Origin of the sequence: Aeromonas sp. 600527, from assembly GCF_049175415.1 — a bacterium.
GTDB classification, from domain to species: domain Bacteria; phylum Pseudomonadota; class Gammaproteobacteria; order Enterobacterales; family Aeromonadaceae; genus Aeromonas; species Aeromonas veronii_A.
Genome location: NZ_JAAKVA010000016.1, coordinates 1 through 24,696 on the forward strand (window position 1 = coordinate 1; position 24,696 = coordinate 24,696).

Here is a 24,696-nt window from a genome sequence, read left to right on the forward strand (position 1 = left end):
AGCAGGAAGCAGGAAGCAGGAAGCAGGAAGCAGGAAGCAGGAAGCAGGAAGCAGGAAGCAGGAAGCAGGAAGCAGGAGAGATTAACCGAGACAGATGGTTTGCCAAAGCTCACTTAACACAGCAATCCAGCGATTTATCATGGCGCCAATACGTTGTCGCCAAAAAAGAAAATGGCCGAGAAATTATCTCGGCCAATCGTAGCCTGGTCAAAGACTCAAGCCTGGATATTACTCATGTGCAACTTATTAGAAGTTGTACTGCAGAGCAACAGTCCACTCGTCGTCATGCTTCTCGATACCCTGGATCTTGTACTCGGTGTAAGCTTTCAGCTTCGGAGTGAAGGCGTACTGAACACCCAGCAGAGTTTCGTCAACCAGATCCTTGTAAGTAGAACCGGCAGCTTGAGCGTTGGCCTTGCCTTCTTTGAAGTTGTAGCCAGCCAGGAAGGTCCAGGCGTCTACGTTGTAAGATGCAGCCAGCTCGTAGCCACGGCCGTCATCTTTCATACCCAGGCTCTTGTTCTTAACTTGGCTTTCGGTGTAAACACCAGCAAAGTAGAAACCATTGATAGCGTAGTGCGCGCCAACAGCCCACTCGTCTTTCTTACCAGTGTTGCCGTTAACTTTGTTCTGCAGATCAGAGTAGGCATAACCGGCATTGAAGCCCAGGCCGAAGTCGAAGTCGTAACCAGCGGCAGCTGCATAGGCTTTCTTACGCTTAACATCGGAACCGAAGATTGCATCTTCTTTAACTTTCTGACCTACGTCGGTGATCTTGACAGCTACGTCGTCGTTGGTCTGGTAGGAAACCTTGCCTTTGAAACCACCAAAGGTGTTGGAGTAGATAACCTGGCCTTCTTGACGACCGTCATAGAAGTTACCTGCATCACCCCATTCGTTGAAAATATCGGTCGGCTCCAGCACGTCGTAGAAAGCGGTGTCGGTCTGACCAAAGATGATTTTACCGTACTGGGTGCCGTCAAAACCTGCATAGATATGACGAGCGTCGAACTTGCTAGACTTACCGTCGCTGCCCTTGTCAGAGTTTTCAGCAGCTACTTGCCACTCGGTCTTGGCAATACCGGACCATGTGTTGTTCAGAGCAACTTTACCGGACCAACCCAGACGGGAGGAGCCAATCAGCTCGCCGTCGGTATCATCGTGTTCACCGTAGTAGTTAGCTTGTACACGACCGTATACGTCGAAAGTGGTACCGTCTTTGTCATAGATCACTGCTGCGTTAGCGGCGGATGCAAACAGAGCCGGAATAGCAATAGCCAGAATTGTCTTTTTCATAGTTTCCAATGCCTACTGTAATTAAACACTAAGTTAAGTTGTTGTTATTCCCTGTGTTAGCGATGTTCTTTGCATCACTATGCCGCCGAGACTAGCACCGGATTTTTTGAACCGCAATGAAAAAACTTGGAACTTTTTATGGAAACCATAGTCATGGAGACAAAAATGTGAGCCAGATCTCACCTAAAAAGCAGCTAAAAGGGAAACGTTTGCAATCTATTTAGCTGCTTTTTTGAACTTAAACGGTGTGTTTTGTATGCGCATGAAGCCAGATGCCTGATAAACCCCCAAGGTTGTCTAAGTAGCGAGAAACCATTGTGAGAATGGATGTCTCCTCGACCTCTCCAAGGGGTTACGGGTATCCTTGTCTTCCGATTAACTCCCAAGCTGACTTTATCTTTATGCTCTCGACTCGCCTCAAAGCCATCATCCGTCAGACTTATCGCCAGATTGCGGATGAATTACCCGGTTTTGTACCGCGCAAGGAGCAGAATTTTCTGGTAGCCGAAATCGCCAAGACGTTAACCGGGGAGTACGATAAACAGCGCCGCATTCTGGTTGCCGAAGCCGGCACCGGCATCGGCAAATCACTCTCCTATGCACAAGGCGCTATTCCGGTAGCTCGCCTTACCCAGAAGAAGCTGGTGATCTCCACCGCCACCGTGGCGCTGCAAGAGCAGCTGATCCACAAAGACCTCCCCTTCTACCACCGCCACAGTGAGCTGCCGTTTCGTTTCATGTTGGTCAAAGGACGCCAGCGCTACTGTTGCGAGCATCTGCTGGAGCAGGCAGCCAGTGGTGCCGAGATGGCCAACTTTGAGCTCGACTTTGGCAGTCTGAGCAAATCCAAGCCATCTGACAGCGACAAAGATCGCTACCAGGCCCTGTGGCAGGCCTACACCAATGGCAAATGGGATGGGGATCGGGACAACTGGCCAGAGCCCATTCCCGACACTTGCTGGGATCGCATCGCCGCCGACCGTCATACTTGCAACAAAGCGCTGAGCCATCACCAGCACTGCCCCTTTCATCGCGCCCGCAACGACATGGATAGCGCCGATGTACTGGTGGTCAACCATGCGCTGCTGCTTTCCGATCTCACCATGGGCGGAGGTATCATCCTGCCCCCCCCAGATGAATGCATCTATGTACTGGATGAAGCCCATCACCTGCCTACCATTGCCCGGGATCACGGCGCGGCGTCGGCCAGTATCAAAGGTTCACGCCGCTGGCTGGAGAAGCTGGTGCAAAGCGCAGGCAAGCTGGCGCGGACGCTTAATAAGGAAAGCCTGCTCGACCCCCAACTCAAATTGCAGGATGCGCTGGCCTCCATCCAACCCGACTTGAAGGCGGTCGAGCAGTGGCTCGGCGCCAACGATCGGCTGTTTGGCAGTGACCCCCACTATCGTTTCGCCGAGGGGGTGTTGCCGGATCCCCTGCCCATGCTGGCAGAGAACCTCAAGGAGTCGAGCAAGAAAGCGTTGCGGGCGCTGGATAGGATGCAGGGAGCGATCGGTGAAGCACTGAAAGATGGCGAGATCCGCCGTAAGGAGGCAGAACCCCTGCTGGCCGAGAGCGGTTTTCATCTGCAGCGGCTGGAGAGTTTCTGCGCCCTGTGGGAGATGCTGGGGCGCCATATCCCGACAGGCAAAACCCCGCTCGCCCGCTGGATGGCCAAGAGCGATGATGGCGATATCTGGCTGCATGCCTCCCCCATAGAGGTGGGATATCTGCTGGAGGAGTGGCTCTGGTCGAAATGCCTGGGGGCCGTGCTGGTCTCGGCAACGCTCACCGCCCTCTCATCCTTTAGTTATTTTCGCCATCAGGTAGGACTCAAAGAGCATGACGGCACCCGATATCTGCGCCTGCGCTCACCGTTTGACTACCAAAAGGCCGAGCTCTATCTGCCCAAAATGGCGCACGAACCCAACTCGCCTGCTTTTACCAGCGAGCTTGTCAGCGTGCTGCCGCGCATTCTGGCGGGCAAGGAGGCGAGTCTGGTGCTCTTTTCCTCCTACCGGCAGATGAATGAGGTGGCTGTTGGCTTGCGAGCCAAGGGACTATCACTGCTGGTGCAGGGGGAAGCCTCCCGTAGCGCCCTGCTCACCCTGCACAAGCAAAAATGCGATGGCGGTCAGGCCAGCATCCTGTTTGGTACCGGCAGCTTCTCGGAGGGGCTGGATCTGCCGGGTCACTACCTTACCAATCTGGTGATCACCAAGCTCCCCTTTGCGGTGCCCAACTCGCCGGTCGAGGAGGCCACCGCCGAGTGGGTGGAGCAGCGAGGAGGCAACCCGTTCCTGCAACTGACAGTGCCGGAGGCATCGCGCAAACTGATACAGGCCTGTGGTCGACTCATCCGCAAAGAGGCCGATCGGGGGCGGGTCACCATCCTTGACCGGCGATTGCTGACCAAACGTTATGGCAAGGGGTTGCTCGATGCCCTCCCGCCGTTCTCTCGGCGGATCGAGTAATCAAACCACTGTATAAATAAAAAAATCAACAGCAGACCACTCTTTAGTCACCGGAAAGAGCCATTGCCGCAGTAGGCCAAACCTGTAAAAATGAGCCCCTGTTTTCAGTGGGCAATCGCCTGACTGTTCAAGGAGATGAAATGAAACTGACTGTTCTGGTACCGGCGCTGGCTGGTCTGTTGTGGGCCGGTAGCGCCCTGGCTGATGCCCAACTGGAAGTATCCAACCCTTACATCGTGCAGCTGATCGATGGCCAATCCATCAACCCCAAGCTGCTCGACAAAACCAGCACCTTCCCCCTCTCTGCCGGCAAGCACCAGTTGGTCGTCGCCTTTGAAGGCAACTACTCCAGCCGTAACGAAATCAAGCTGGTGACCGCCGAGCCGCTGGTGCTGAACTTCACCGCCGCCGACAATCAGCAACTGGTGCTGGACTATAAAAAGCCCCGTAATGAAGCAGAAGCCAAACAGTTCCTGAAAGATCAGAAAGTGGCGCTGAAAGACAAGGTCACAGGGCAGCAAGTGAGCAGCGAACAATTCGTGATGCCAAAAGTAGAGGGCTTCCAGCTGACCCGTGACTATCAGCAAGAGCTGATCAACATGGGCAAAGCATTCAACCAGCCCAAAACTGTTGCTGTCTCCTCTGCTGCCGTGATGGCAGCCGCCAGCGCACCAGTCGTGGCTGCGCCGAGCAAGGCACAGAGCAATCCGGAAGCCCTGACCCAGCTGCAAAACTGGTACAACAAGGCGGATGCGGAAACCCGCAAAGCCTTCCAGATCTGGGTTATCCAGCAGCAATAAGCCGGGCTGAGATATTGACAGAAAGGGGAGCCAAGCTCCCCTTTTCCATATCCTGTGGCCTCACTCACGACTCGCCTTGATTTACGCGCTTCCTCTTTCTTTTTATATAGAGAGTGCATATATGGGTTCATCTGCTGATTCCATATATAGAAAGCGCCACCTTGCCAGGGAGAATGGCACCATGTCGTTGCGCATTTTCTATCACCCCCTCTACTCCTCCCTGACGTTACCCGAACGCCATCGCTTTCCGCTGGCCAAGTATCAGGGGCTGTTTGAGCAGTTGCAGGCACGGGGTTACCCCCTTGGCGAAGCACCTGCGGCCACCCGGGAGCAAATCTGCCGCATTCACGATGCTGATTATGTCGCGGCGGCCCTGAGCGGCCAGCTTGAAGATCGCGCCATCCGCAAGATTGGTTTTCCCTGGTCACCCATGCTGATGGAGCGCACCTTGCGCTCGGTGGGTGCCACCATTGCCGCCAGCCGCTATGCAATTGAGCAGGGCTGCGGCTTGCAGATCTCCGGCGGCTATCACCACGCCCATCGGGATCACGGCAGCGGTTTTTGTCTGTTCAACGATCTGGTGATTGCCGCCCAGACCTGCCTCGACGAGGGGGGCTGTGAACAGGTACTCATCGTCGATCTCGATGTGCATCAGGGAGATGGCAGTGCGGCCTTGTGCACTGGGCGGCGCGATATCATCACCCTCTCCCTCCATGGGGAGCACAACTTTCCCCATCACAAAGCCGCTTCTCACCTCGATTTTCCGCTGCCTAGCGGCATGACGGACGATGCCTATCTCACTACACTGCAACAGGCGCTCTCACTGGCACTGCGCCTCTATTCGCCGGATCTCATCCTCTATCAGGCGGGCGTCGATGTGCATCATGCCGACGAGCTTGGCTATCTCTCCCTGAGTGATGAAGCGGTTCGCCTGCGCGATGCCATGGTGTTTGACTGTGCACTGCTGCACGGCGTGCCCATCGCTGCAGTGCCCGGTGGCGGCTATCGCCGCGACTGGCAACAGCTGATCCCGCTTCATATGTCGCTGTTTGAGACGGCGCGACAACGTTTTGGCTGATTACATGCCTTTATATGTCGGGCATTTCACCAGATAAAACAGAAGAGGCGACCCCTGGGGTCGCCTCTTCTTGTTTCGTCATCTCGGTCACACAAGCTCGCTCGTTGTCGGGCAAGCTCGGGACGCCTGAGGATAACTATTTCTGACGCTTGCGGGCGTACTTGCGGCGGGCGCGGGCTTGACGCTCCTCTTCCCGCTCGGCCTTCTCTTTGGCTTTTTGCTCGGCTTCTGCGGCGGCTTCGACAATCTCGACGCTCACCATTTCCGGCGTCTCCAGCGAGATGCGGCCAAGCAGTCCAGAGCGGAACTCGTTGATCAGGATCTCGGACGCCTTGTGCAAGTCGGCCAGCCCCCCTTTGCGCATAAAGGCCCGCTGGCGGGCGATCATCTCCAGCAGCTCGATCTCGGTTTCGGGCAACTCGTCAATCTGGTAGCGCGCCTTGATCCGCTCCGGATAGGCCTTGATGAAGTAGTCAGCGGCGAACATGGCGATATCGGCATAGTCGAACACAGTGTCTTTAATGGCCGCGGTGATGGCCAGACGATAACCGCAGGAGGGCGGGTTGAGCTTGGGCCAGAGGAAACCCGGGGTATCGGTCAGGATGACGTTGTTATCCAGCTTGATCCGCTGCTGGGACTTGGTCACCCCCGCCTCGTTGCCGGTACGGGCGATGATGCGCCCGGCCAGGGTATTGATCAGGGTGGACTTGCCCACGTTGGGGATCCCCATGATCATCGCCCGCACGCCGCGCAGCTCAAAGTTGCGTTCCGGCAGCATCTCGTGGCAGAGGGTCAGCAGTTGTTTGATCTTCTCCGGCTCTTGTTGTGTCAACGGCAGCGCCTTAATCCCCTTCTCTTTTTCCATGTGCGCCACCCACAGATCGGTGATCGCCGGATCGGCGAGGTCCGCCTTGTTCAGCACCTTGATCACCGGGGTATCACCACGCAGCTCGGGCACCAGCGGGTTTTCGCTGGAGAAGGGGATGCGGGCATCGAGCATCTCGATGATCACATCGACCTGGGGCATGACCTCGGCAATCTCTTTGCGGGCCTTGTGCATGTGACCGGGGAACCAGTTGATGGACATATCCGTTACTCTCTGTGGGGGCTGCGGGCGGGCGCATGGAACAACAGGCGCTCTGCCGCGGGCATCGAACGAAGGGGGCGCATTTTACCTGCTGCGGGCACATTTTGACAGGTCATTCTAGCCATCACTTCATCAAATCAGCAAACCGCCGAGGCGGAGAAACCTTGCCGGAAGCGACCGGACCAACCGGCTCAATTGATAGATAACACTTTGATATAGTGTAACATTTTCATCACTTTTTCACACAACCGTCACCGATAGTCAGTAAAAGTGTCATCTGCCCCCTCTAGGCTGCGCTCAGGTTTTACAAGGAGCGAACCCCAATGAGAAAAATGGCAGGACTTGCAGTGATGATCGGCGCCGCCCTGGCTGCCGGCTGCAAATCAGACAATGACACGGTGGCGACCAAGCCCGCAACCCAACCCACCAACGTCATCTTCTTCCTCGGTGACGGCATGGGCCTCAACACCCTGACGGCGGCCCGCATCTACGGTGTCGGCGAAGAGGGTGATCTCACCATCGATACCCTGCCAGAGACGGCCTTTATCAAGACCTTCTCCCACGATGCCCAGGTCACTGACTCGGCCCCCTCCATGGCGGCCTACATGACCGGGGTCAAGAGCAACAACGGCGTCATCAGCATGGACGGCGACGCCACCTATGAGAGTGACTGCAGCAAGAGCGCCGGCAAGCCGGTGACTACCCTGCTGGAGCTGGCCAAAGCCGATGGCCGCGGTACCGGTGTGGTAACCAGCACCCGGGTAACCCACGCCACCCCGGCGGCTACCTATGCCCATATCTGCAACCGGGATCTGGAAGCGGATATCGCTGCCCAGCTGGTACCGGGCGGCAAAGGCTACAACAGCGCCCTCAAGGAGGGGCTGGATGTGGTGCTCGGTGGCGGCAGCAGTTTCTTCCTGCCCAAAGCCGACAAGGGCAAGCGGGAGGATGGCCGCAACCTCATCAGCGAAATGCAGGCCAAGGGCTACCAGTTTGCCAGCAATCTGGATGAGCTGAACAAGGCCGAGGCGGGCAAGCCACTGCTGGGTCTGTTTGGTTCCAGCCACATGAAATATGACCTGGACCGTCCCGCCAGCGAGCCGTCACTGGCCCAGATGACCCTGGCCGCCATCAAGCAGCTCAAGGGCAAAGAGAAGGGTTACTTCCTGATGGTGGAAGGGGGTCGCATCGACCACGCCCTGCACGACACCAACGCCAAGCGGGCGCTGCAGGACACCATCGCCTTCGACAACGCCATCAAGGCCGCCATCGACGAGGTGAAAAAGAGCGACCCCGAGCTGAAAAACACCCTGATCGTGGTCACCGCCGACCACGACCATACGCTCGTTCTCAACGGCTATGCCAAGCGCACCGGCAAGACCACCGCCGACAACCCCGGCGTACTCGGGCTGGTGAAGAACTACGAGACTGGCGAGCCAAGCAAGGATAGCGAGGGCATGCCCTACACCATCATAGGTTTTGGCAACGGCTACAACCGGGTGGATGGCCCGCGCAGCAGCGTCGCCCCGCTCGACGACGCCACCGTCTCCGCCAATGACTACCACCAGGAAGTGGTGGTCAAGGTAGGCGAGATCGGCAACGAGACCCACGGCGGCACAGATGTCTTCCTCGGCGCCATCGGCAAGGGGGCTGACAGCTTCCATGGCTCACTCGATAACACCGCCGTGTTCGGCAAGATCAAGGCTGCGGCCAAGCTGTAAGGAGCACTTTCATGAGCAAACAGATGAACACATCCATCAAGCACACGCTGGTCTGCGCCGCCCTGTTCAGTGCGCTGGGCGCAACCTTCCAGGCACAGGCCGCTGATGCCAAAAACGTCATTCTCTTTATCGGTGATGGCATGGGGCCTACCGTGCTCACCGCCACCCGCCTGTTCAAGGTGGGGGAAGAGGGCAATCTGGAGATGATGAAACTGCCGCGCAGTGCCCGCATCAAGACCTTCTCCAACGATGCCCAGACCACCGACTCGGCCCCCTCCATGGCGGCCTACACCACCGGGGTCAAGATGAACAACGAGGTGATCGCCATGAGCAGCGACACCAAAGCCGTCGCCCCCGGCAAAGACGTCAATGGCAACAAAACCGTCAACAATTGCAGCAGCGATAACGGCAAGCCCGTGCCCACCATTCTCGAACTGGCCAAGGCGGCAGGCAAATCGGTCGGGGCCGTCACCACCACCGAGCTGACCCACGCGACCCCGGCGGCCACCTACGCCCACATCTGCCATCGGGATGCCGCTTATGACATCGCCGCACAAGCTGTTCCGGGAGGAACTGGTTTCAACCAGGCGCTGGGGGATGGGGTCGATGTACTGATGGGCGGTGGTGCCAACCACTGGACCCCCTACAGCGCCAGCAACAAGGGCGGTCGCAATGACAACCGCGACCTGACCGCCGAGATGAAGGCACAGGGATACAGCTATGTCACCACCCAAAGTGAACTGGCCAAGGTCACCAGCGGCAAGGTGCTCGGCCTGTTCAGCAGCAAATCCCACTTGGACTACGAGCTGGATCGGGTCGCCAAAGGGGCTGCCAATACCCAGCCGTCCCTCTCCGAAATGACCGCCAAGGCGATCGACCTGCTGAGCAAGAACAGTCAGGGTTACTTTCTTATGGTAGAAGGTGGCCGGATCGATCACGCCCTGCACGGCACCAATGCCAAGCGCTCGCTCACCGACGCGGTGGCACTGGATGAGGCGGTCAAGACGGCGCTGGGTAAAGTGGATCTCAGCAATACCCTGATCGTGGTCACCGCCGACCATGACCACACCATGACCATTAACGGCTACTCCGCCAAGGGCAATCCGGTGCTGGATCTGGTGAAAAATGGCGACGGCTCGACCCAGAACGACGTGGATGGCAAGCCCTTCACCACCCTGGTGTTCGGTAACGGCCCCAACCGCCCCGATGTGCGTTCCGTCCTCACCAGCGATCAGGTGATGGCTAATGACTATCTGCAGGAGACCGGCGTCAAACTGACATCGGAAACCCACGGAGGCGGCGATGTGATGCTGTTTGCCGATGGCGCCGGCAGCAACCGCTTCAAAGGCACGCTGGATAACACCAAGGTGTTTGGCAAACTGCGGGAGGCGCTCGGCCTGTAAGCAGCAGGGGCCTGGGTACATCTGAGCAATTGACTCAGCGGCCCGGGCCCCGGCTCTTTCGAGCGACAGATGATGATGCGACTTTTGCTTTCGTTATGGCTGCTTGGCAGCACCCTCGCCTTCCCTCTGCATGCTGACGACACGCCCCCGGATCTCGCCGCCCGGATCAGCTATCACGACCGGAACACCGGCAGCGATGGCATCGCCAGAGAGAGTGTCTGGCAAGAGAAGTGGCTGCGCGTGGGCAATCAGGTGTGGAGCCAGCGGCTCATTCCCCTCCCCCTTGCCCGTGCCTATCACGCCACTCACGACACCACCCCCGGCCACAAACACTTTACCCACCAGATGGCGGCCCGCTGGGTCAGTCGCAGTGATGAGGGTGAAATTCAGCTGCGCTATGCCGACAGCTGGCACAACCAGCTGGTTGAAGTGCCGGTGGAAGAGTATGGCCAGGTGGCCTTCAAGCCCGACTGGCCGCGGCTCCGCCATCTCGTCAACCCGGCGCTGATCGAGGGGATGACTCCCCTGGATGAGGCCGCCCCCGAGCAGGCCCGCTGGTATGAGAAGCGCGAAGGGCAGCAACGAACCCGGATTCTCTGGTCGAGTCAGTGGCAGATCCCGCTGGTGGTCGAGTCGGCCAGTCTCGACGGCTATCGCAGCTACCGGATGGAGGTGACCCTGCGCAAGCTGCCTGCTCAGCTCCCCTGGCAGCAACTCGCTGATTACGAAGTGCGCGATCTGCGGGATTTCTTCGACTGAGATCCCAACCCCTCAGCGGGCACAACGACAACGTAGGCAGGAATGTTACACTCTGCATATTCGACTCTTGCTCACGACCTTGATGCGCGCTCTCTGCCTGCCCTTTTTAACCCTGCTGTTGTTGCTGGTGAACACCGGTGCCCAGGCTATTGTGCTGGTGGCGGCCGAGCTGCCCCCTTACGTCATTCGCTCCTCTCACGGCAAACCAAGCGGTGTCGCCATCGAGATCATGGAGGAAGCAGCCCGCCGTCTAGGCGAGCCGCTGACCATCGAGCTGATGCCACTTCCACGTGCACTGACCCAGACAATTCACCGCCCCGATGTATTGATGATACCGCCCGTGCGAAGTAGTCAGCGAGAGCACCTCTATCAGTGGGTAACGCCCATCCTCGATGAGCAGTTTTTGATCGTCAGCGATCGCCGGTTTCACCCAAAAGCACTGAAAAGCAGCGATTTGAAAAACCTTGATGTGGGCGTGCTGCGCTACTCGTTTGGTCAACACCTACTCAAGCAACGCATCGGGATCCGGGGAGAGACAGTGGCAGATGAGCAACTAAACGCTCATAAACTCCATCGCGGTCGCATTGATGCCTGGGTCGCCGCATGGAATGTCATCCTGTATGCCCAACAACAAGACAAACGCTCATCACAACAGCTGGTTCGCGGGGAAGTGTTGATGAACACCCAACTGTTCCTGGCCGCTCACAAGGATTTCCCCTTCAAACAGGCGCAGCGCTGGCAAGCCGTAATCGACGAGATGCGCCATGATGGCACACTGGCGCGGATCATCCGTCAGTACAACTATCAGGCTCCTGAGTAGTCACTCAATCGCGGTTGCCAAGGCCGGCCAGAATGGTTATGGTAGCCCTATGAAAATACTCGCTATTTCCTCGCATTTGCTCACACCCTGCTGAGCCCCCGCCTCGCTCCTTCGGCCGCGAGTCGCTTGGGGGCATGGCATTTTCAATCGATTGAACCTGTTGAATCCATTTTTGTAACACTTTGCGTGATGGCCAACCTGCACCCGCCGGTATGGGCCTATCCGCTATTGATAAGGAATATCTTATGAAACAACCTCATCTGGTTATCTCCAGCCTTGATCTGGACCGTATCGAACAACTGCTCGGCAACCATCCGCAGCATCTGGCCCTGCAAGAGGAGCTGGACCGCGCCGAGATCCGCGAACCGGCCGACATGCCGCCGGACGTGGTCACCATGAACAGCAAGGTACGCTTCAAGATGCAGAGCAGCGGCAACGAGTTCTGCCTCACCCTGGTCTACCCGCGCGATGCCAAGGGCGACGAGAGCAACATCTCGGTACTGGCGCCGGTAGGCAGCGCCCTGCTCGGCCTGAAAGTGGGCGACAGCATCGCCTGGCCGGGCCCGGCCGGTCGCACCATCGAGGTAGAAATTTTGGAAGTGGTCTATCAGCCGGAGCGCGCCGGCGAACTGCACCGCTGAGTCCCCCGGGCTGGTCATCTCCCTGTTGATCAGCCCGCTTGCTCGCCCTTGCCAGCTGATCCCGATCAAGCTTTACGCACCTTGCCCCCCGGTTTTTAGCCCCTTTTCCTGCTGCTGCTTGAGCCTGACTCGGGGGGCAGGTATCTTGTTGGCCGCGTCATGGTCATGACGCACCGAATTTCAGGCTGACATCATGATAAAAATTGCCCTCATCGACGATCACCAGATCGTCCGATCCGGTTTTGCCCAACTGCTCAATCTGGAGCCCGACCTGCAGGTGGTCGCCGAATTCGGCTCCGCCAGCGATGCCCTTGCCGGCCTGCCCGGCAGCGGGGCGCGCGTCTGCGTCTGCGACATCTCGATGCCCGACCAGTCGGGACTGGATCTGCTCAAGCAGCTCCCCTCCGGCCTTGCTGTGGTGATGCTCTCGGTGCACGACAGCCCGGCCCTCATCGAGCAGGCACTGCAAACCGGCGCCAAGGGATTTCTCTCCAAGCGCTGCAGCCCGGACGAGCTGATCGCCGCGGTGCGCACCGCCGCCCAGGGGGGGTGTTATCTGACGCCGGACATCGCCCAGAAGCTGGCCAGCAGCAGCCGGGATCCCCTCACCAATCGGGAGCGGGAGATTGCCCAGTTGCTGGCACAGGGGCTGGAGGTGAAGGCCATCGCCGAGCAGCTCGGCCTCTCCCCCAAAACCGTCCACGTCCATCGCGCCAACCTGATGGACAAGCTCAAGGTCAGCAACAACGTCGAGCTGGCCCACCGCATGCTGGATAGCTGGTGATCTCCCGTTTTGCCAGCTATGTCGCCATCGCGCTGGCGGCCTGCTTCATCTTTGCCGCCGGCTGGTTTTGCCTCTGGAGCATCAGCCTGCATCTGGCGGGTGGCCCGGCGCTGGCGGTGCTGCTGTTCCCCTTCGGCCTGCGCCTCGGCTTGCTGCTGCAAAGCCCGGGCCACTACTGGCCGCCGCTGTTGCTGTGCGAAGGGCTGCTGCTCTACTGGCTCAATCTGGAAGTGGGGCTGTCCCACTGGCCTTGGCTGGTCGCGGGCAGTCTGCTGACCCTGCTACCGCTGCTGATTGCCCGTCGCCAGCAGGTGCGCAACGACTGGCAGCAACTGTTGCTGCTGCTCGCCACCGTCACGGCGGCGGCGCTGCTGCAAGCCCTGCTCTGGCATCTGGCCGGGGAAGATGGCCTCTCGGCCCTGCTGCTCAGCCTGACCGGCGGGCTGACGCTGACCTCCACCTGCATGCTGATCTGGCACTACCTCACCCGCGCCACCTGGGTGCCGCTGGGGCCTGCGCTGGTGGATCAACCGGTGGAGTGGCGCTTTCGCCATCTGGTCTGGTATCTGTTGCTGTTCGTATTGAGCCTCTGGCTGCAACTGGGATTGCCCAACTCGCTGGTGCGCTTCACTCCGTTTTGTCTGGCCATCCCCATCATCGCCATGGCGTGGCGCTACGGCTGGCAAGGGGCGCTGCTCGCCACCCTGATGAACACCATCGCCCTGCTGGCCAGTCAGGCCTGGCACGATCACCCCCTCGATCTGCTGCTCTCCCTGCTGGCCCAGAGCCTGACCGGCCTGCTGCTCGGCGCGGGGATCCAGCGCCAGCGCGAACTCAATCAGGCGCTAACCCGCCAGCTCGCCCACAATCGCCAGCTCACCGAGCGGCTGCTGGAGACCGAGGAGAGCATCCGCAAGGAGGTAGCGCGCGAGCTGCACGACGACATCGGCCAGACCATCACCGCCATTCGAACCCAGGCAGGGATCGTGCGCCGCCTCGCCCCCGACAACGCCGGGGTGGGCCAGAGCAGCGCCCTGATCGACACACTGTCGCTCGGGATCTATGACGCGGTGCGCGGTCTGCTCGGACGGCTTCGCCCGCGCCAGCTCGATGACATGACTCTGGAACAGGCGGTACGGGCACTGCTGAGGGAGCTGGAGCTGGAACGTCACGGCATCGTCACCCGTCTGGAGTGGCAGCTGGCGGATGGGGATCTCTCGGATGCCCAGCGGGTCACCCTGTTTCGGGTCTGTCAGGAGGGGCTCAACAACGTGGTCAAACATGCCAACGCCCACTCGGTCACCATTCGCGCCCGGACCAGCGGCGAGCAGTTGCAACTGGTGCTGGAAGATGATGGCCGCGGTTTGCCGGAAAGCCGCCCGCAACAGGGCTATGGCCTGCTCGGCATTCGCGAGCGGGTACAGGCGCTCGGGGGCAGTCTGCAACTCTCCTGCATCCACGGCACCCAGCTGACGGTCAACCTGCCCAGTCGCAGACGGGAGGAGGGTCATGGCTAATCACCACCAGAGGGCCTGCCTGTGCTGAGTTTTATGAGAAGCGCGCCGCCGCAGCCCCTTATCCGGGATCAGGCCGAGATCGACGCCACCTATCGCCATTGGCGGCTGCACCTGCTGCTGACCATGTATCTGGGCTACGCGGTCTTCTACTTCACCCGCAAGAGCTTCAACTTCGCCATGCCGGACATGCTGGCGAGCGGCATGCTGGACAAGTCCGATATCGGCATGCTCTGGACCCTGTTCTACATCACCTACGGCTGCTCCAAGTTCTTCTCCGGCATCATCAGTGACCGCGCCAACCCGCGCTACTTTATGGGTGTCGGGCTGATGGCCACCGGCGTTATCAACATACTGTTCGGCCTCTCGTCGGCACTCTGGATGTTTTCCGCCCTCTGGGTCGCCAACGCCTTCTTCCAGGGCTGGGGCTGGCCCCCCTGCTCCAAGCTGCTCACCAGCTGGTATTCGCGCACCGAGCGCGGGGTCTGGTGGTCGGCCTGGAACACCGCCCACAACGTCGGCGGCGCGCTCATTCCCCTTATCGTCAGCACCATTGCTCTGCAACATGGCTGGCGCTACGGCATGATAGTGCCCGGCCTTATCGCCATCATCGCGGGATTGTTCCTCTGCTGGCGACTGCGGGATACCCCGAGTGCCATGGGATTGCCAACGGTGGGCGAGTGGCGCAAGGACGCCATGGAGCTGGCCCAGCAGACTCAGGATGCGGGGCTCTCCCACCGCCAGATCCTGCGCAAGTATGTGTTGGGCAACCCCTATATCTGGCTGCTCGCCTGCTGTTACGTACTGGTCTATGTGGTACGCACCGCCATCAATGACTGGGGCAATCTCTACATGACCGAGCAGCGCGGCTTCAATCTGATGAGCGCCAACTCGGCCATCTCCATGTTCGAGGTGGGAGGCTTTATCGGTGCGCTGGTGGCGGGCTGGGGATCGGACAAGCTGTTCAACGGCAACCGTGGCCCGATGAACCTCATCTTTGCGGTGGGGATCCTGCTGGCGGTGGGGTCGCTCTGGCTGATGCCCTTCTTCAGCTATGTGATGCAGGCGGCCTGCTTCTTTACCATCGGCTTTTTCGTGTTTGGCCCCCAGATGCTGATCGGCATGGCGGCGGCGGAGTGCTCCCACAAAAACTCGGCGGGGGCGGCCACCGGCTTTGTCGGCCTCTTTGCCTATATGGGAGCAGCGCTGTCGGGCTATCCGCTGGCCAAGGTGATGGAGATCTGGCACTGGAACGGCTTCTTCGTGGTGATCTCGGTGGCGGCGGGCGTCTCGGCTCTGCTGCTGCTCCCCTTCCTCAAGGCGCAGGCACCGAGAGCCGCTCAAGCGAATGCAGATTAGCGGGTGGCAGCTGACAAGCTATATCCGGCAAACAGAAACAGCCAGGGCGCGGATCACCTCGCCCTGATTTTATTCCTGAACCTATTCCTGCATCAGGCAGCCTGACAGACCCGGTTCTTTCCTTCCCGCTTGGCCCGATAGAGAGCGTCATCCGCACGGCTGAACAGGCTGTCAAAGTGCCACTCCCCCTGCCAGTGAGCAATACCCATGCTGACGGTGATATGGATCCCCTCTACCTCGCTGGCCGCAAGCTGAACCCGCAGTGACTGACAACGGGCGATCGCCTCGTCTGCAGTGACATGGCGAAACAACAGCACAAACTCCTCGCCCCCAAAGCGGCCCGCCAATACCCCCTCCAGCTCGCGCAGTGACAACCCGACCCGCTCCAGTACCCGATCCCCCACCTCATGACCATGCCGATCGTTGATCTGCTTGAAGTCATCCAGATCGAGCACCACCAGCGCGCCCTGCTGTGCAGGGCGCCCCCGGGCCAGACGCTCCATAAAACCACGGCGATTGAGTAACCCAGTCAGCGGGTCATGACTGGCCTGATAGCGCAGCTCCAGCGCCCGGTGCTGGTTGCAGAGCAGCAGCACCCCGAAGGTGAGCATGGAGCTACCCACCAGCATGGAAACATAGGGCAACACGTTGAACAGCTGACGCTGGAACGGGCTTTCGATCACCTCGCCCCACACGGTAAACATCCGCATCAGGGTCATGGCGATCAGCACCAGATTGAGGCCAATCAGCACCCAGACCGCCACCTGATAATCGGGTCGACCGTGACGCCAGAGCTGCCAGATGATGAGCGAACTGAGCATGAGGAAAGTGGCGCTGCTGATCATCACCCGCACCGCAATCCGGCCATCGATGGCGACCGACCAGGTCATGATGGCTGCAAACAGCAGGATGAATCCCCAGCAGACAGGCCAGCCCGGCGATTGACGGAAGAAACAACGCTGGGCGACCAGCAGCAACGACACATGAAAAATCAGGAAGACATTGCCCACCCAGGAGCCATAGGGGGTAGGTGTCAGCAGCAGACTGGCAAATCCCGCCTGACCCAGCATGGCAAACAGACTGGACCACCACCAGACCCCGACGCCGGGAATATCGTTGTGGGTAACGCGAATGATGGTAAGAGTGAGGAAACCGAGACAATAGCCACACAAGGCCATGATCATCAAGGTAAAAATATCCAGCTTGAGCAGTAGTGAGGCGTCCATACCAAAGCCATGCAGAGAGGGTAACTGAGTATATGAGAAGCGTTTGCCAAGACCCAGTGCGACTTGATGGTTTTCACAATAAAGCCCGTTCGTTTGCTGACAAACAGAGCAATGCGTGTGATATCCCACCAATGCGTATTCGTATCAGCCCCATAAAAGCCTCTTACGGAGCCCAATAGCACAATGAGAGCTGCAAGCGGCACCCTGGCTTTGTAACAAAATGTCTTGGGGATAATTTGGGCTTGAACCCACTCAATTAGATAGATATGTTGTTTTCGTGTGATTTTATGAATGAAGCCATGAGCAATAAATGTCTCTAACCTGTTGAGTCTTCTGACACAATCTGTTTTTGGTACATTTTTCACTCAACCACTATTCATAGCATCTCATATGGGGCTTTTGTCCCGCTCAAGACATTCATCCTGTCTTGCCTGTTGCCGGATGCAGCAGTCTCTTGTGCCACGGAGTCGCACGGGATCAGGTTCAAGGCCGAACACACCACCGACAGAGACGTCACTTATGATCAAAAAACTGATTCTTTCTACCCTGCTGTTTTGCGGGATCGCCACGGCGGCCCCGACCCCAGCCCCTACTTCCACCCTGGATGCCGTGCTCGAACGCGGCGTGCTGCGAGTCGGCTTCGACGCCGGTTATCAACCCTTCGAGATGACCAACAAGCAGGGCCAGTACATCGGCTTTGATGTGGATCTCGCCAAGATGGTCGCCAAAGAGATGGGCGTGAAGGTCGAGTTCGTCAACACCGCCTGGGATGGCATCATTCCGGCGCTGCTGACCAACAAGTTCGACGTCATCATGGGCGGCATGACCGTCACGCCCCAGCGCAACCTGCGGGTCAACTTCGCCGATCCCTACATCGTGGTCGGCCAGACCATAGTCCTGCGCAAAGAGAAGGCGGGCGAAATCAAATCCTTCACCGACCTCAACGACCCGAAATACAAGATCGCGGTCAAGCTCGGCACCACCGGCGAGCAGGCAGTCAAGCGCCTGATCCCCAAAGCCACCCTGCTGCAGTTTGAAACCCAGGATGACGCCAAGCTGGAAGTGATCAACGGCAAGGTCGATGCGTTCGTCTATGACCTGCCCTACAACGCTATTTTCGCCTCCCAGAATCAGGGCGCCGTGGTGCACCTCGACAAGCCGTTCACCTTCGAGCCGCTGGCCTGGGCCATCCGCAAAGGGGATCAGGACACCCTCAACTGGTTCAACAACTACCTGCGCCAGATCAAGGGCGATGGCAGCTACGACCGTCTCTACAAGAAGTGGTTCGAATCCAACGCCTGGCTGAATCAGCTCAAATAACCTCCGGGGGGCGGCACATGCCGCCCCTGCACCACGCAGCTCCCCACACAATAACGAGAAGAGGTTGTGACTGTGCACACACCCAAACCGACAAGACAGATGGAAAAACAACCCAATCAGCTACTCTGGCATGGGGTTTTCCTGCTGATGCTGCTGGTTGCCGTATTCGGCATCTACAAGGCTGTCCAGTCAGTGGATTACACCTGGCGCTGGGAACGCATTCCCCAATACATCGCCTATCAGGCGGAGCAGAAGAATCTCGCCGAATTTGACGGCACCGTGATGGCGGGCACCAGCGAGGCCGAGAAGGGCAAGCTGTTCCTGCAAGACGATCTCGACCCCAATGTGCGGCAAGCCATTGCCAGTACCGGCGTACAAGTCGCCGAAGGGGATACCGTTTTTCGTGGCGATACCCTCGACACCCAACTGAGCTGGACTGCAGGCCCCATCGCCTGGGGCGTCTGGGTCACCGTCAAACTCTCGCTGGTGGCGGGCATCTTCGCCATCCTGCTCGGCACCCTGGCCGGGCTGGCCCGACTATCCCCCAATCCCGCACTGCGCAATCTGGCGGTCACCTACGTTGAGCTCATCCGCGGCACGCCGCTGCTGGTGCAGATCTTTATTGTCTACTTCTTTATCGGCACCGTGCTGAACCTCGACCGCTTCACCGCCGGGGTCGCCGCGCTGGCGGTCTTTACCGGCGCCTATGTGGCGGAAATCGTCCGCGCCGGTATCAGCTCCATCCACAAGGGGCAGATGGAGGCGGGCCGCAGCCTGGGTATGACCTCCGCCCAGACCATGCGCTATGTCATCCTGCCGCAGGCGTTCAAGCGGGTGCTGCCACCGCTGGCAGGCCAATTCATCAACCTCATCAAGGACTCCTCGCTGGTCTCGGTCATCTCCATCACCGATCTGACCAAGGCGGGGCGCGAGGTGGTGAGCTCCACCTTCAGCCCGTTCGAGGTATGGTTCACCGTGGCCCTGCTTTATCTGGTGCTCACCGGCACCCTCTCCTTCCTGGTACGCCGTCTCGAGGTGAAATATGCGAAAAGCAACTGATCCCATCATCAAAGCGACCGGCGTAGAGAAGTTCTACGGTAGCGAAGTGCATGCCCTGAAAAATGTCAGCACCCAGGTCGCCGAAGGGGAAGTGGTGGTGATCGTCGGCCCCAGCGGCTCGGGCAAATCCACCTTCCTGCGCACCCTTAACCAGCTGGAGACCATCAACGACGGCAATATCGTGGTCGACGGCATCTGCCTGACCGAGCCGGGCGATGTCAACAAGCTGCGGGAAGAGGTGGGCATGGTGTTCCAGTCCTTCAACCTCTTCCCCCACCTGACGGTGCTGGATAACATCTGCCTCGCTCCGCAGAAGGTGCGTGGCCTGTCGCGCCGTGAGGCCGAAGACAGAGCCAAGGCGCTGCTGCTGAAAGTGGGGCTGTCGGTGAAAGCGGCCAGCTATCCCTCCCAACTCTCCGGCGGTCAGCAACAGCGGGTGGCCATCGCCCGCGCACTCGCCATGCAGCCGCGCATCATGCTGTTTGACGAGCCCACCAGTGCGCTGGACCCCGAAATGGTGGGGGAAGTGCTGGATGTGATGAAGGGGCTGGCTCGCGAGGGGATGACCATGGTGGTGGTGACCCACGAGATGGGCTTTGCCCGCGAAGTAGCGGATCGGGTGCTCTTTATGGAGAGTGGCGAACTGCTGGTGGATGAAAAACCGGCCGATTTCTTCGACAATCCCCCCTCCCCGCGTCTGCGCCAGTTCCTGAGTCAGGTGCTGTAGCCAACACGCTCTGCTGGATAAACGAAGAGGGACCGCAGGGTCCCTCTTTTTGTACTTGACGCTGGAGCAGACTCAACCCAGCTGAACCCGAGTCCCCATCTCATCGGCTCAGCGCGGGGACTTTCCCAGATAGCGCTCCACGATCACTTTCACCCCGTCACGTTTCTTGAGCTGATAGAGCTCTTTGTCAAACTGTTCGATAAAGGCCTGTTTGTAGGGATACTCCCCCTTGCGGCTATAGCCGAGGACCCCCTGCTCCTTGCTGAGCACCGGCCCCTGTTTGAGCAGAGACATATCGGCCACCGCCAGTTGTTCTCCCTTGATCATGTTCAGCAGTTCATAAAGCAGGGAAAGGCGGTCATTGATGGTGCAATCGACCCGACCGCGGACAATCTTGAGCAAGTTCTCCCGATTGCTTTTCACCTCCTCCACGTCGATCTGCTTCTCCTTCACCGCCTGCCAGAAGGCATCTCCGCCGACAGCAAAGCCGGCGTTCATACCAAAGCGCAAACCGTGATAGTCGAGCGGAAACCTGGCCTGCGGGGTATTGACCGCAACACTGGCGCCGCACATCACCACCAGCTCCTCGTCGAGCATCGGTTGGGAGTAAGGCCACATCCAGGGACGACTGTCGGGCTGGTAGTAAGGCGGAAAGATGGCGAAGGCGCTGCCCTGTTCCACCATGCTCAGACCGCGCCGCCAGGGCATGGGCTTGAGCACCACCTCATAACTACTCATGTGGGTGGTCACCTCGCGGATAATATCGGCATAGATCCCCCTGACCTCCTCCCCCCTCCTGCCAGGAGTAGGGGGGATAGTTGGCATCGGCCAAAATTTCAACACGGGTTTTGGCCTGGGCCAGCAGGCAAAATCCCAGCAACAGATAAACACAGACACGCATCGCCCAATCCTCTGACGGTCAATCTGCATCAAGCATAGTCAGCGGTCACCATTCATCAGATTGAATTGCGGCCTCACTGCAAACCCGCCAAAGCCATCGGGCAAGATGGCTAGAAAATGTTAATGAAATATTGCTTTCATCCTTTATGCTGAAGAACAATTGCTCTGAATGGATGGCCGCATATGGATGTGCAACTGCTTTTGCTCTACCTCTCCCCGGTTTTTCTGGCCTTTATCGGCTGGGAGATGCTCTATCTGCGCAAACATGGCGCGGCCTTTCCCACTGCCACCTACCAGTGGAAAGATCTGCTGGCCAACGCCGCGCTGGCCCTGATGCACCAAGGGGGTGATGCGCTGGCGGCCATCGCCATTGCTTATCTGTATGACACCCTCTGGGGCTGGCGACTGTTCGATATCGAGCTGAATCTCTGGAGTGTGCTACTGCTGTTCCTGTTGCAGGATCTCTGTTACTGGCTGTTCCACTTCACCAGCCACCATGTTCGCTGGCTGTGGGCCTCCCACGTGGTGCACCACAGCTCGGAGCGACTCAACCTCTCCACCGCCTTTCGCCAGAGCCTGATGTATCCCATCTCCGGCATGTGGCTGTTCTGGATCCCGATGATTGTCATCGGCTTCCCGCCCGAGGCGGTGGTCGCCACCGTGCTGCTGAGCCTGGGTTTTCAGTTTTTCGTCCACACCCAGGTGGTGGGCAAGCTCGGCTGGCTGGAGTGGATCTTCAACACCCCCTCCCACCACAGGGTGCACCACGCCAGCAACGCCAAGTACATAGACCGCAACTTCGCCGGGGTGCTGATCATCTGGGATCGGCTGTTCGGCACCTTTGTCGAAGAAGATCCGGCCGAGCCATGCCGCTTCGGCATCACCAAGCCGATCCACAGCTTCAACCCCCTCACCCTCACCTTCCACGAGTGGCGCGACATGCTGCATGACGCCCGTGGCCTACCCTGGCGACAAAAACTCGCGGTGCTGTTTGGCAAACCGGCTGGGCCTGCCAGCCGCTGAGCCTTCGCCCCGAATAGCAACTCCCGGATAGCAAGCCCCAGATAACCAGTCCCTGATAACAAAGAGAGCGCCACGGTGGCGCTCTGTTTTATGGTCAGTCACATCTTCGATATCAGAGATGGGCGAACGACCAGACGGCGGGGATCAGGCTCAGCAAGGTCACTCCGGCCAACAGCCGCTCGCGGCCACTCAGGCAAAGACCAGCCCCCAGCTGACGGCGACTGTAGAGAAACAGCAGCAGACCCGGCCCGTAGAGCAGAAGCGACAGCAGCAGATACTCCACCCCGGCGGCATAGAGCAGCCAGAAGCCGTAACCGCTCGACACCAGTGCCACCGCCCGCATCAGGCCTTGGCCCTGCCCGCTCTCCCCCTTCCTGCTGAACAAGAGCTTGAGCAAAAACAGGCCGATCAGCAGGTAGGGCACCAGGATCATCGAGGTAGAGATAAGCAGCAGGCTGGTGTAGCCCTTGCCGAGCAACCACACCAGCAGCAGGCATGTCTGCACCGTCAGACTGGTGAGCCAGAGCGATGCTATAGGCGTCCCGTTGCGGTTCTGGCGCCGGAAGATGGCAGGAAAGGCGCCGTGTCGGGCCGCGCTGAACGGCACCTCGGCCGAGAACAGGGTCCAGCTCACATAGGAGGCGAGCACCGAGACGATAAGGCCGACACTGATAAGCAGCTTGCCCCAGGAGCCGGTCATCTGGGCCATCAGCCCTGCCATCGAGGGGTTGGGCAGGGCCGCGAGTTCAGGCCGACTCAATATCCCCAGTGCCAGCACCGAGATAAGCACATAGAGCAGCAGCGCCAGCACCACACCAAGCACAGTGGCCGTGCCCACATCCCGCCGGTTTCTGGCGCGGGCCGACAGCACCGCAGCCCCCTCAATACCGGTGAAGACCCAGAGAGTGATCAGCATGGTATTGCGCACCTGCTCGGAGACCGGCACCGCCAGGGTGCTGCCCTGCTGATCCGCCGCGAAGGTGACCGGGTCGAACCAGTAGCAGGCAAACAGGATAAACAGCAGCAGCGGCAGGCTTTTGGCCAAGGTCGCCACCAGATTGAACAGCGCCGCCTGCTGCACACCACGGGCCACCAGCAGGTGCACCGCCCAGAGGATGCAGGACTCACCGACAAACGCCGCCAGGGTATTGCCATCACCAAACCAGATCTGCTCGGGGGTATCGATAAAGCTGCCCAGCGCCGCAAAGGCGATGACCAGATAGCCCACCACGCCGATGGTGGCGCAGAGCCAATAGCCCCAGGCGGAGAAAAAGCCCACCAGATCGCCAAAACCGGCGCGGGCGTAGCTGTAGATGCCGCCGTCAAGGTCCGGCCTTAACCGCGACAGATAGAGAAAACTCATGGCGAGCGCCAGGATGCCCCCCCCCGTCACGCCCCAGCCGATCAGCACGGCGCGTGCGCCTGCCACCTCGGCCATGTTCTGGGGCAGGCTGAAAATCCCCGCCCCCACCATGGAGCTGAACACCAGCGCGGTGAGTGACCAGAGCCCAATCTTGTTCTCTTTCATGGAAGCTCCTTAGCGCAACCGGCGGCTCAGCGCCTGAATATGCTCGGGGCCGATGCCGCAGCAACCGCCGATTAGGTTCGCCCCGGCTGCGCGCCAGCGCTCGGCCCAGCCAAGGTAATCCAGCGGCCCCAGATCGGCGCGGATCTCGTCCAGCCCATCATTGGCGGTGGCCTCTTTGGGTTGCGGCGGGAAGGCGTTGGCATAGGCACCGAGGCGAATGTCTGCGCGGCCCAGCGCCTGCAATCGGGCGCGAGCAACCTCGAGGGCCCCCTCGATCACCTCGGGCTGACAGCAGTTGAACAGGATGGCATCGACTCCAGCCGCCACCAGCGAGGTCACCGCATCGGCCACCCGTTCGCCGGAGCGCAGTCGCGGCTCGTTGCCCGGCGCCTCATCTTCCAGCGTGAAGGAGACCCAGAACGGCTTGCCATCGTCAGGCAACAGCGCTTTCAGGGCCAGTGGCTCGGCAATCAGGCTCATGGTCTCGGCCAGCCAGATATCCACATAAGGGGATAGCGCCCGGATAAGCGGCGTGGCCAGCTCGTTCACCCGGTCCGCCTTGAACAGGTCGGCACGGTAGGAGCCAAACAGCGGTGGCAGAGAACCCGCCACCTGCACGGCACCCTTCTGCTCGTCAGCCACTTCGCGGGCCAGTTGACCAGCAAGTGCTGCCAGCCCCTCCCCGTCGGCAAAGAAACGCTCATCGCCGATATGAAACGGCACCAGCGCATAGCTGTTGGTGGTTATGACCCTGGCCCCGCTCGCCACATAGGCCTGATGCACGTCACGCACCGTCTCTGGCGCCTCTATCAAGGCCAGCGCCGACCACTCGGGTTGACGAAACGGTGCCCCCCGCCGTGCCAGCTCGCGCCCCATGCCCCCATCCAGCACCCACAATTCCCTGGTTTCCATCTGTCGTGTCTCTTTGTTATGTGCGTTGTTTATTTGCGTATTTATCTGTTTGTTTTGTTGATCTGCGGTTTCGCATCGAATCGCTGCAGATCGTCCTGCTTCATCCTGTGAAGCCTTTTATTATACAGCCATAAAAACATATGGATGTTTAGATGGCCAAAATAAGATAAAACAAAGTGCCACGGGCGGCAATCAGTATCAACAGAAATCAGCATGCGACCGGCGATGTAAATGCAGAAATGCAAGAGGCCACCCGAAGGTGGCC

General features: G+C 59.2%; 20 protein-coding genes and 1 pseudogene. 15 read left to right on the forward strand and 6 right to left on the reverse strand.

What is annotated here, in order from left to right; all coding sequences use genetic code 11:
* Positions 1-246: 246 nt before the first annotated feature.
* Positions 247-1,296, reverse strand: coding sequence for a porin (locus tag G5154_RS16990; RefSeq protein WP_005344614.1), 1,050 nt, complete (start codon positions 1,294-1,296; stop codon positions 247-249).
* 401 nt (positions 1,297-1,697) lie between these two features.
* Here G5154_RS16990 and dinG point away from each other — a divergent pair, with 401 nt between their 5' ends.
* The 3 genes from dinG to G5154_RS17005 all read left to right on the forward strand — a co-directional run bounded on the left by dinG (position 1,698) and on the right by G5154_RS17005 (position 5,648).
* A complete protein-coding gene (dinG, locus tag G5154_RS16995) occupies positions 1,698-3,770 on the forward strand; it encodes an ATP-dependent DNA helicase DinG (RefSeq protein ID WP_216979049.1) in 2,073 nt (690 codons plus the stop codon).
* Between the two features lie 140 nt (positions 3,771-3,910).
* On the forward strand, positions 3,911-4,570 hold the full coding sequence (locus G5154_RS17000) for a DUF2057 domain-containing protein (protein ID WP_005344612.1): 660 nt from the start codon (positions 3,911-3,913) through the stop codon (positions 4,568-4,570).
* Between the two features lie 181 nt (positions 4,571-4,751).
* Entirely contained in the window at positions 4,752-5,648 is an 897-nt protein-coding gene (locus G5154_RS17005; RefSeq protein ID WP_421243973.1) for a histone deacetylase, read from the forward strand.
* 136 nt (positions 5,649-5,784) lie between these two features.
* On the opposite strand, the gene ylqF is transcribed toward G5154_RS17005, so the two are convergent.
* Positions 5,785-6,735 (reverse strand): ribosome biogenesis GTPase YlqF, encoded by a 951-nt coding sequence (gene ylqF / locus G5154_RS17010; protein ID WP_005334061.1) that lies wholly within the window; start codon positions 6,733-6,735, stop codon positions 5,785-5,787.
* 323 nt (positions 6,736-7,058) lie between these two features.
* On the opposite strand from ylqF, the gene G5154_RS17015 reads away from it, so the two are divergent.
* From G5154_RS17015 to G5154_RS17050, 8 genes are all read left to right on the forward strand, one after another.
* Positions 7,059-8,456 (forward strand): alkaline phosphatase, encoded by a 1,398-nt coding sequence (locus G5154_RS17015; protein WP_421251211.1) that lies wholly within the window; start codon positions 7,059-7,061, stop codon positions 8,454-8,456.
* Positions 8,457-8,467: 11 nt separating this feature from the next.
* Entirely contained in the window at positions 8,468-9,859 is a 1,392-nt protein-coding gene (locus G5154_RS17020; RefSeq protein WP_421251212.1) for an alkaline phosphatase, read from the forward strand.
* A 72-nt stretch (positions 9,860-9,931) separates the two neighbouring features.
* Positions 9,932-10,618, forward strand: coding sequence for a hypothetical protein (locus G5154_RS17025; RefSeq protein ID WP_421251244.1), 687 nt, complete (start codon positions 9,932-9,934; stop codon positions 10,616-10,618).
* Positions 10,619-10,700: 82 nt separating this feature from the next.
* Positions 10,701-11,438: a substrate-binding periplasmic protein gene (locus tag G5154_RS17030; RefSeq protein ID WP_160881551.1), complete on the forward strand. Its 738-nt coding sequence runs from the start codon at positions 10,701-10,703 to the stop codon at positions 11,436-11,438.
* Between the two features lie 245 nt (positions 11,439-11,683).
* Positions 11,684-12,079 (forward strand): nucleoside diphosphate kinase regulator, encoded by a 396-nt coding sequence (rnk, locus tag G5154_RS17035; protein WP_005334070.1) that lies wholly within the window; start codon positions 11,684-11,686, stop codon positions 12,077-12,079.
* 193 nt (positions 12,080-12,272) lie between these two features.
* Positions 12,273-12,863 carry a transcriptional regulator UhpA gene (gene uhpA, locus G5154_RS17040; protein ID WP_005334071.1) on the forward strand — a complete coding sequence of 197 codons (591 nt, stop codon included), beginning with the start codon at positions 12,273-12,275 and terminating at the stop codon, positions 12,861-12,863.
* Entirely contained in the window at positions 12,860-14,380 is a 1,521-nt protein-coding gene (uhpB, locus tag G5154_RS17045; RefSeq protein WP_421251213.1) for a signal transduction histidine-protein kinase/phosphatase UhpB, read from the forward strand. The genes uhpA and uhpB overlap by 4 nt, the downstream gene beginning before the upstream one ends.
* 21 nt (positions 14,381-14,401) lie before the next feature.
* Positions 14,402-15,736, forward strand: coding sequence for an MFS transporter (locus G5154_RS17050; RefSeq protein WP_421251214.1), 1,335 nt, complete (start codon positions 14,402-14,404; stop codon positions 15,734-15,736).
* Between the two features lie 92 nt (positions 15,737-15,828).
* On the opposite strand, the gene G5154_RS17055 is transcribed toward G5154_RS17050, so the two are convergent.
* Entirely contained in the window at positions 15,829-16,962 is a 1,134-nt protein-coding gene (locus tag G5154_RS17055) for a GGDEF domain-containing protein (protein ID WP_421251215.1), read from the reverse strand.
* A gap of 519 nt (positions 16,963-17,481) precedes the next feature.
* On the opposite strand from G5154_RS17055, the gene G5154_RS17060 reads away from it, so the two are divergent.
* From G5154_RS17060 to G5154_RS17070, 3 genes are all read left to right on the forward strand, one after another.
* On the forward strand, positions 17,482-18,282 hold the full coding sequence (locus G5154_RS17060; RefSeq protein WP_005334079.1) for a transporter substrate-binding domain-containing protein: 801 nt from the start codon (positions 17,482-17,484) through the stop codon (positions 18,280-18,282).
* Positions 18,283-18,381: 99 nt separating this feature from the next.
* A complete protein-coding gene (locus G5154_RS17065; protein ID WP_100646278.1) occupies positions 18,382-19,341 on the forward strand; it encodes an amino acid ABC transporter permease in 960 nt (319 codons plus the stop codon).
* Complete coding sequence (locus G5154_RS17070; RefSeq protein WP_064338276.1) at positions 19,325-20,068, forward strand: amino acid ABC transporter ATP-binding protein; 744 nt, start codon at positions 19,325-19,327, stop codon at positions 20,066-20,068. Before G5154_RS17065 ends, G5154_RS17070 begins: the two co-directional genes overlap by 17 nt.
* Before the next feature lie 108 nt (positions 20,069-20,176).
* Here G5154_RS17070 and G5154_RS17075 read toward each other — a convergent pair.
* Positions 20,177-20,969, reverse strand: a pseudogene (locus tag G5154_RS17075) (substrate-binding periplasmic protein).
* A gap of 182 nt (positions 20,970-21,151) precedes the next feature.
* On the opposite strand from G5154_RS17075, the gene G5154_RS17080 reads away from it, so the two are divergent.
* Positions 21,152-21,991 carry a sterol desaturase family protein gene (locus G5154_RS17080; RefSeq protein WP_421251216.1) on the forward strand — a complete coding sequence of 280 codons (840 nt, stop codon included), beginning with the start codon at positions 21,152-21,154 and terminating at the stop codon, positions 21,989-21,991.
* Between the two features lie 112 nt (positions 21,992-22,103).
* Here G5154_RS17080 and G5154_RS17085 read toward each other — a convergent pair whose 3' ends face one another.
* The gene (locus tag G5154_RS17085) at positions 22,104-23,519 is read right to left on the reverse strand and encodes a basic amino acid/polyamine antiporter (protein ID WP_421251217.1); all 1,416 of its coding nucleotides are present in this window, start codon (positions 23,517-23,519) and stop codon (positions 22,104-22,106) included.
* 9 nt (positions 23,520-23,528) lie between these two features.
* Positions 23,529-24,431, reverse strand: a complete 903-nt coding sequence (locus G5154_RS17090; RefSeq protein WP_421251218.1) for a homocysteine S-methyltransferase family protein — start codon at positions 24,429-24,431, stop codon at positions 23,529-23,531.
* Positions 24,432-24,696 lie beyond the last annotated feature (265 nt).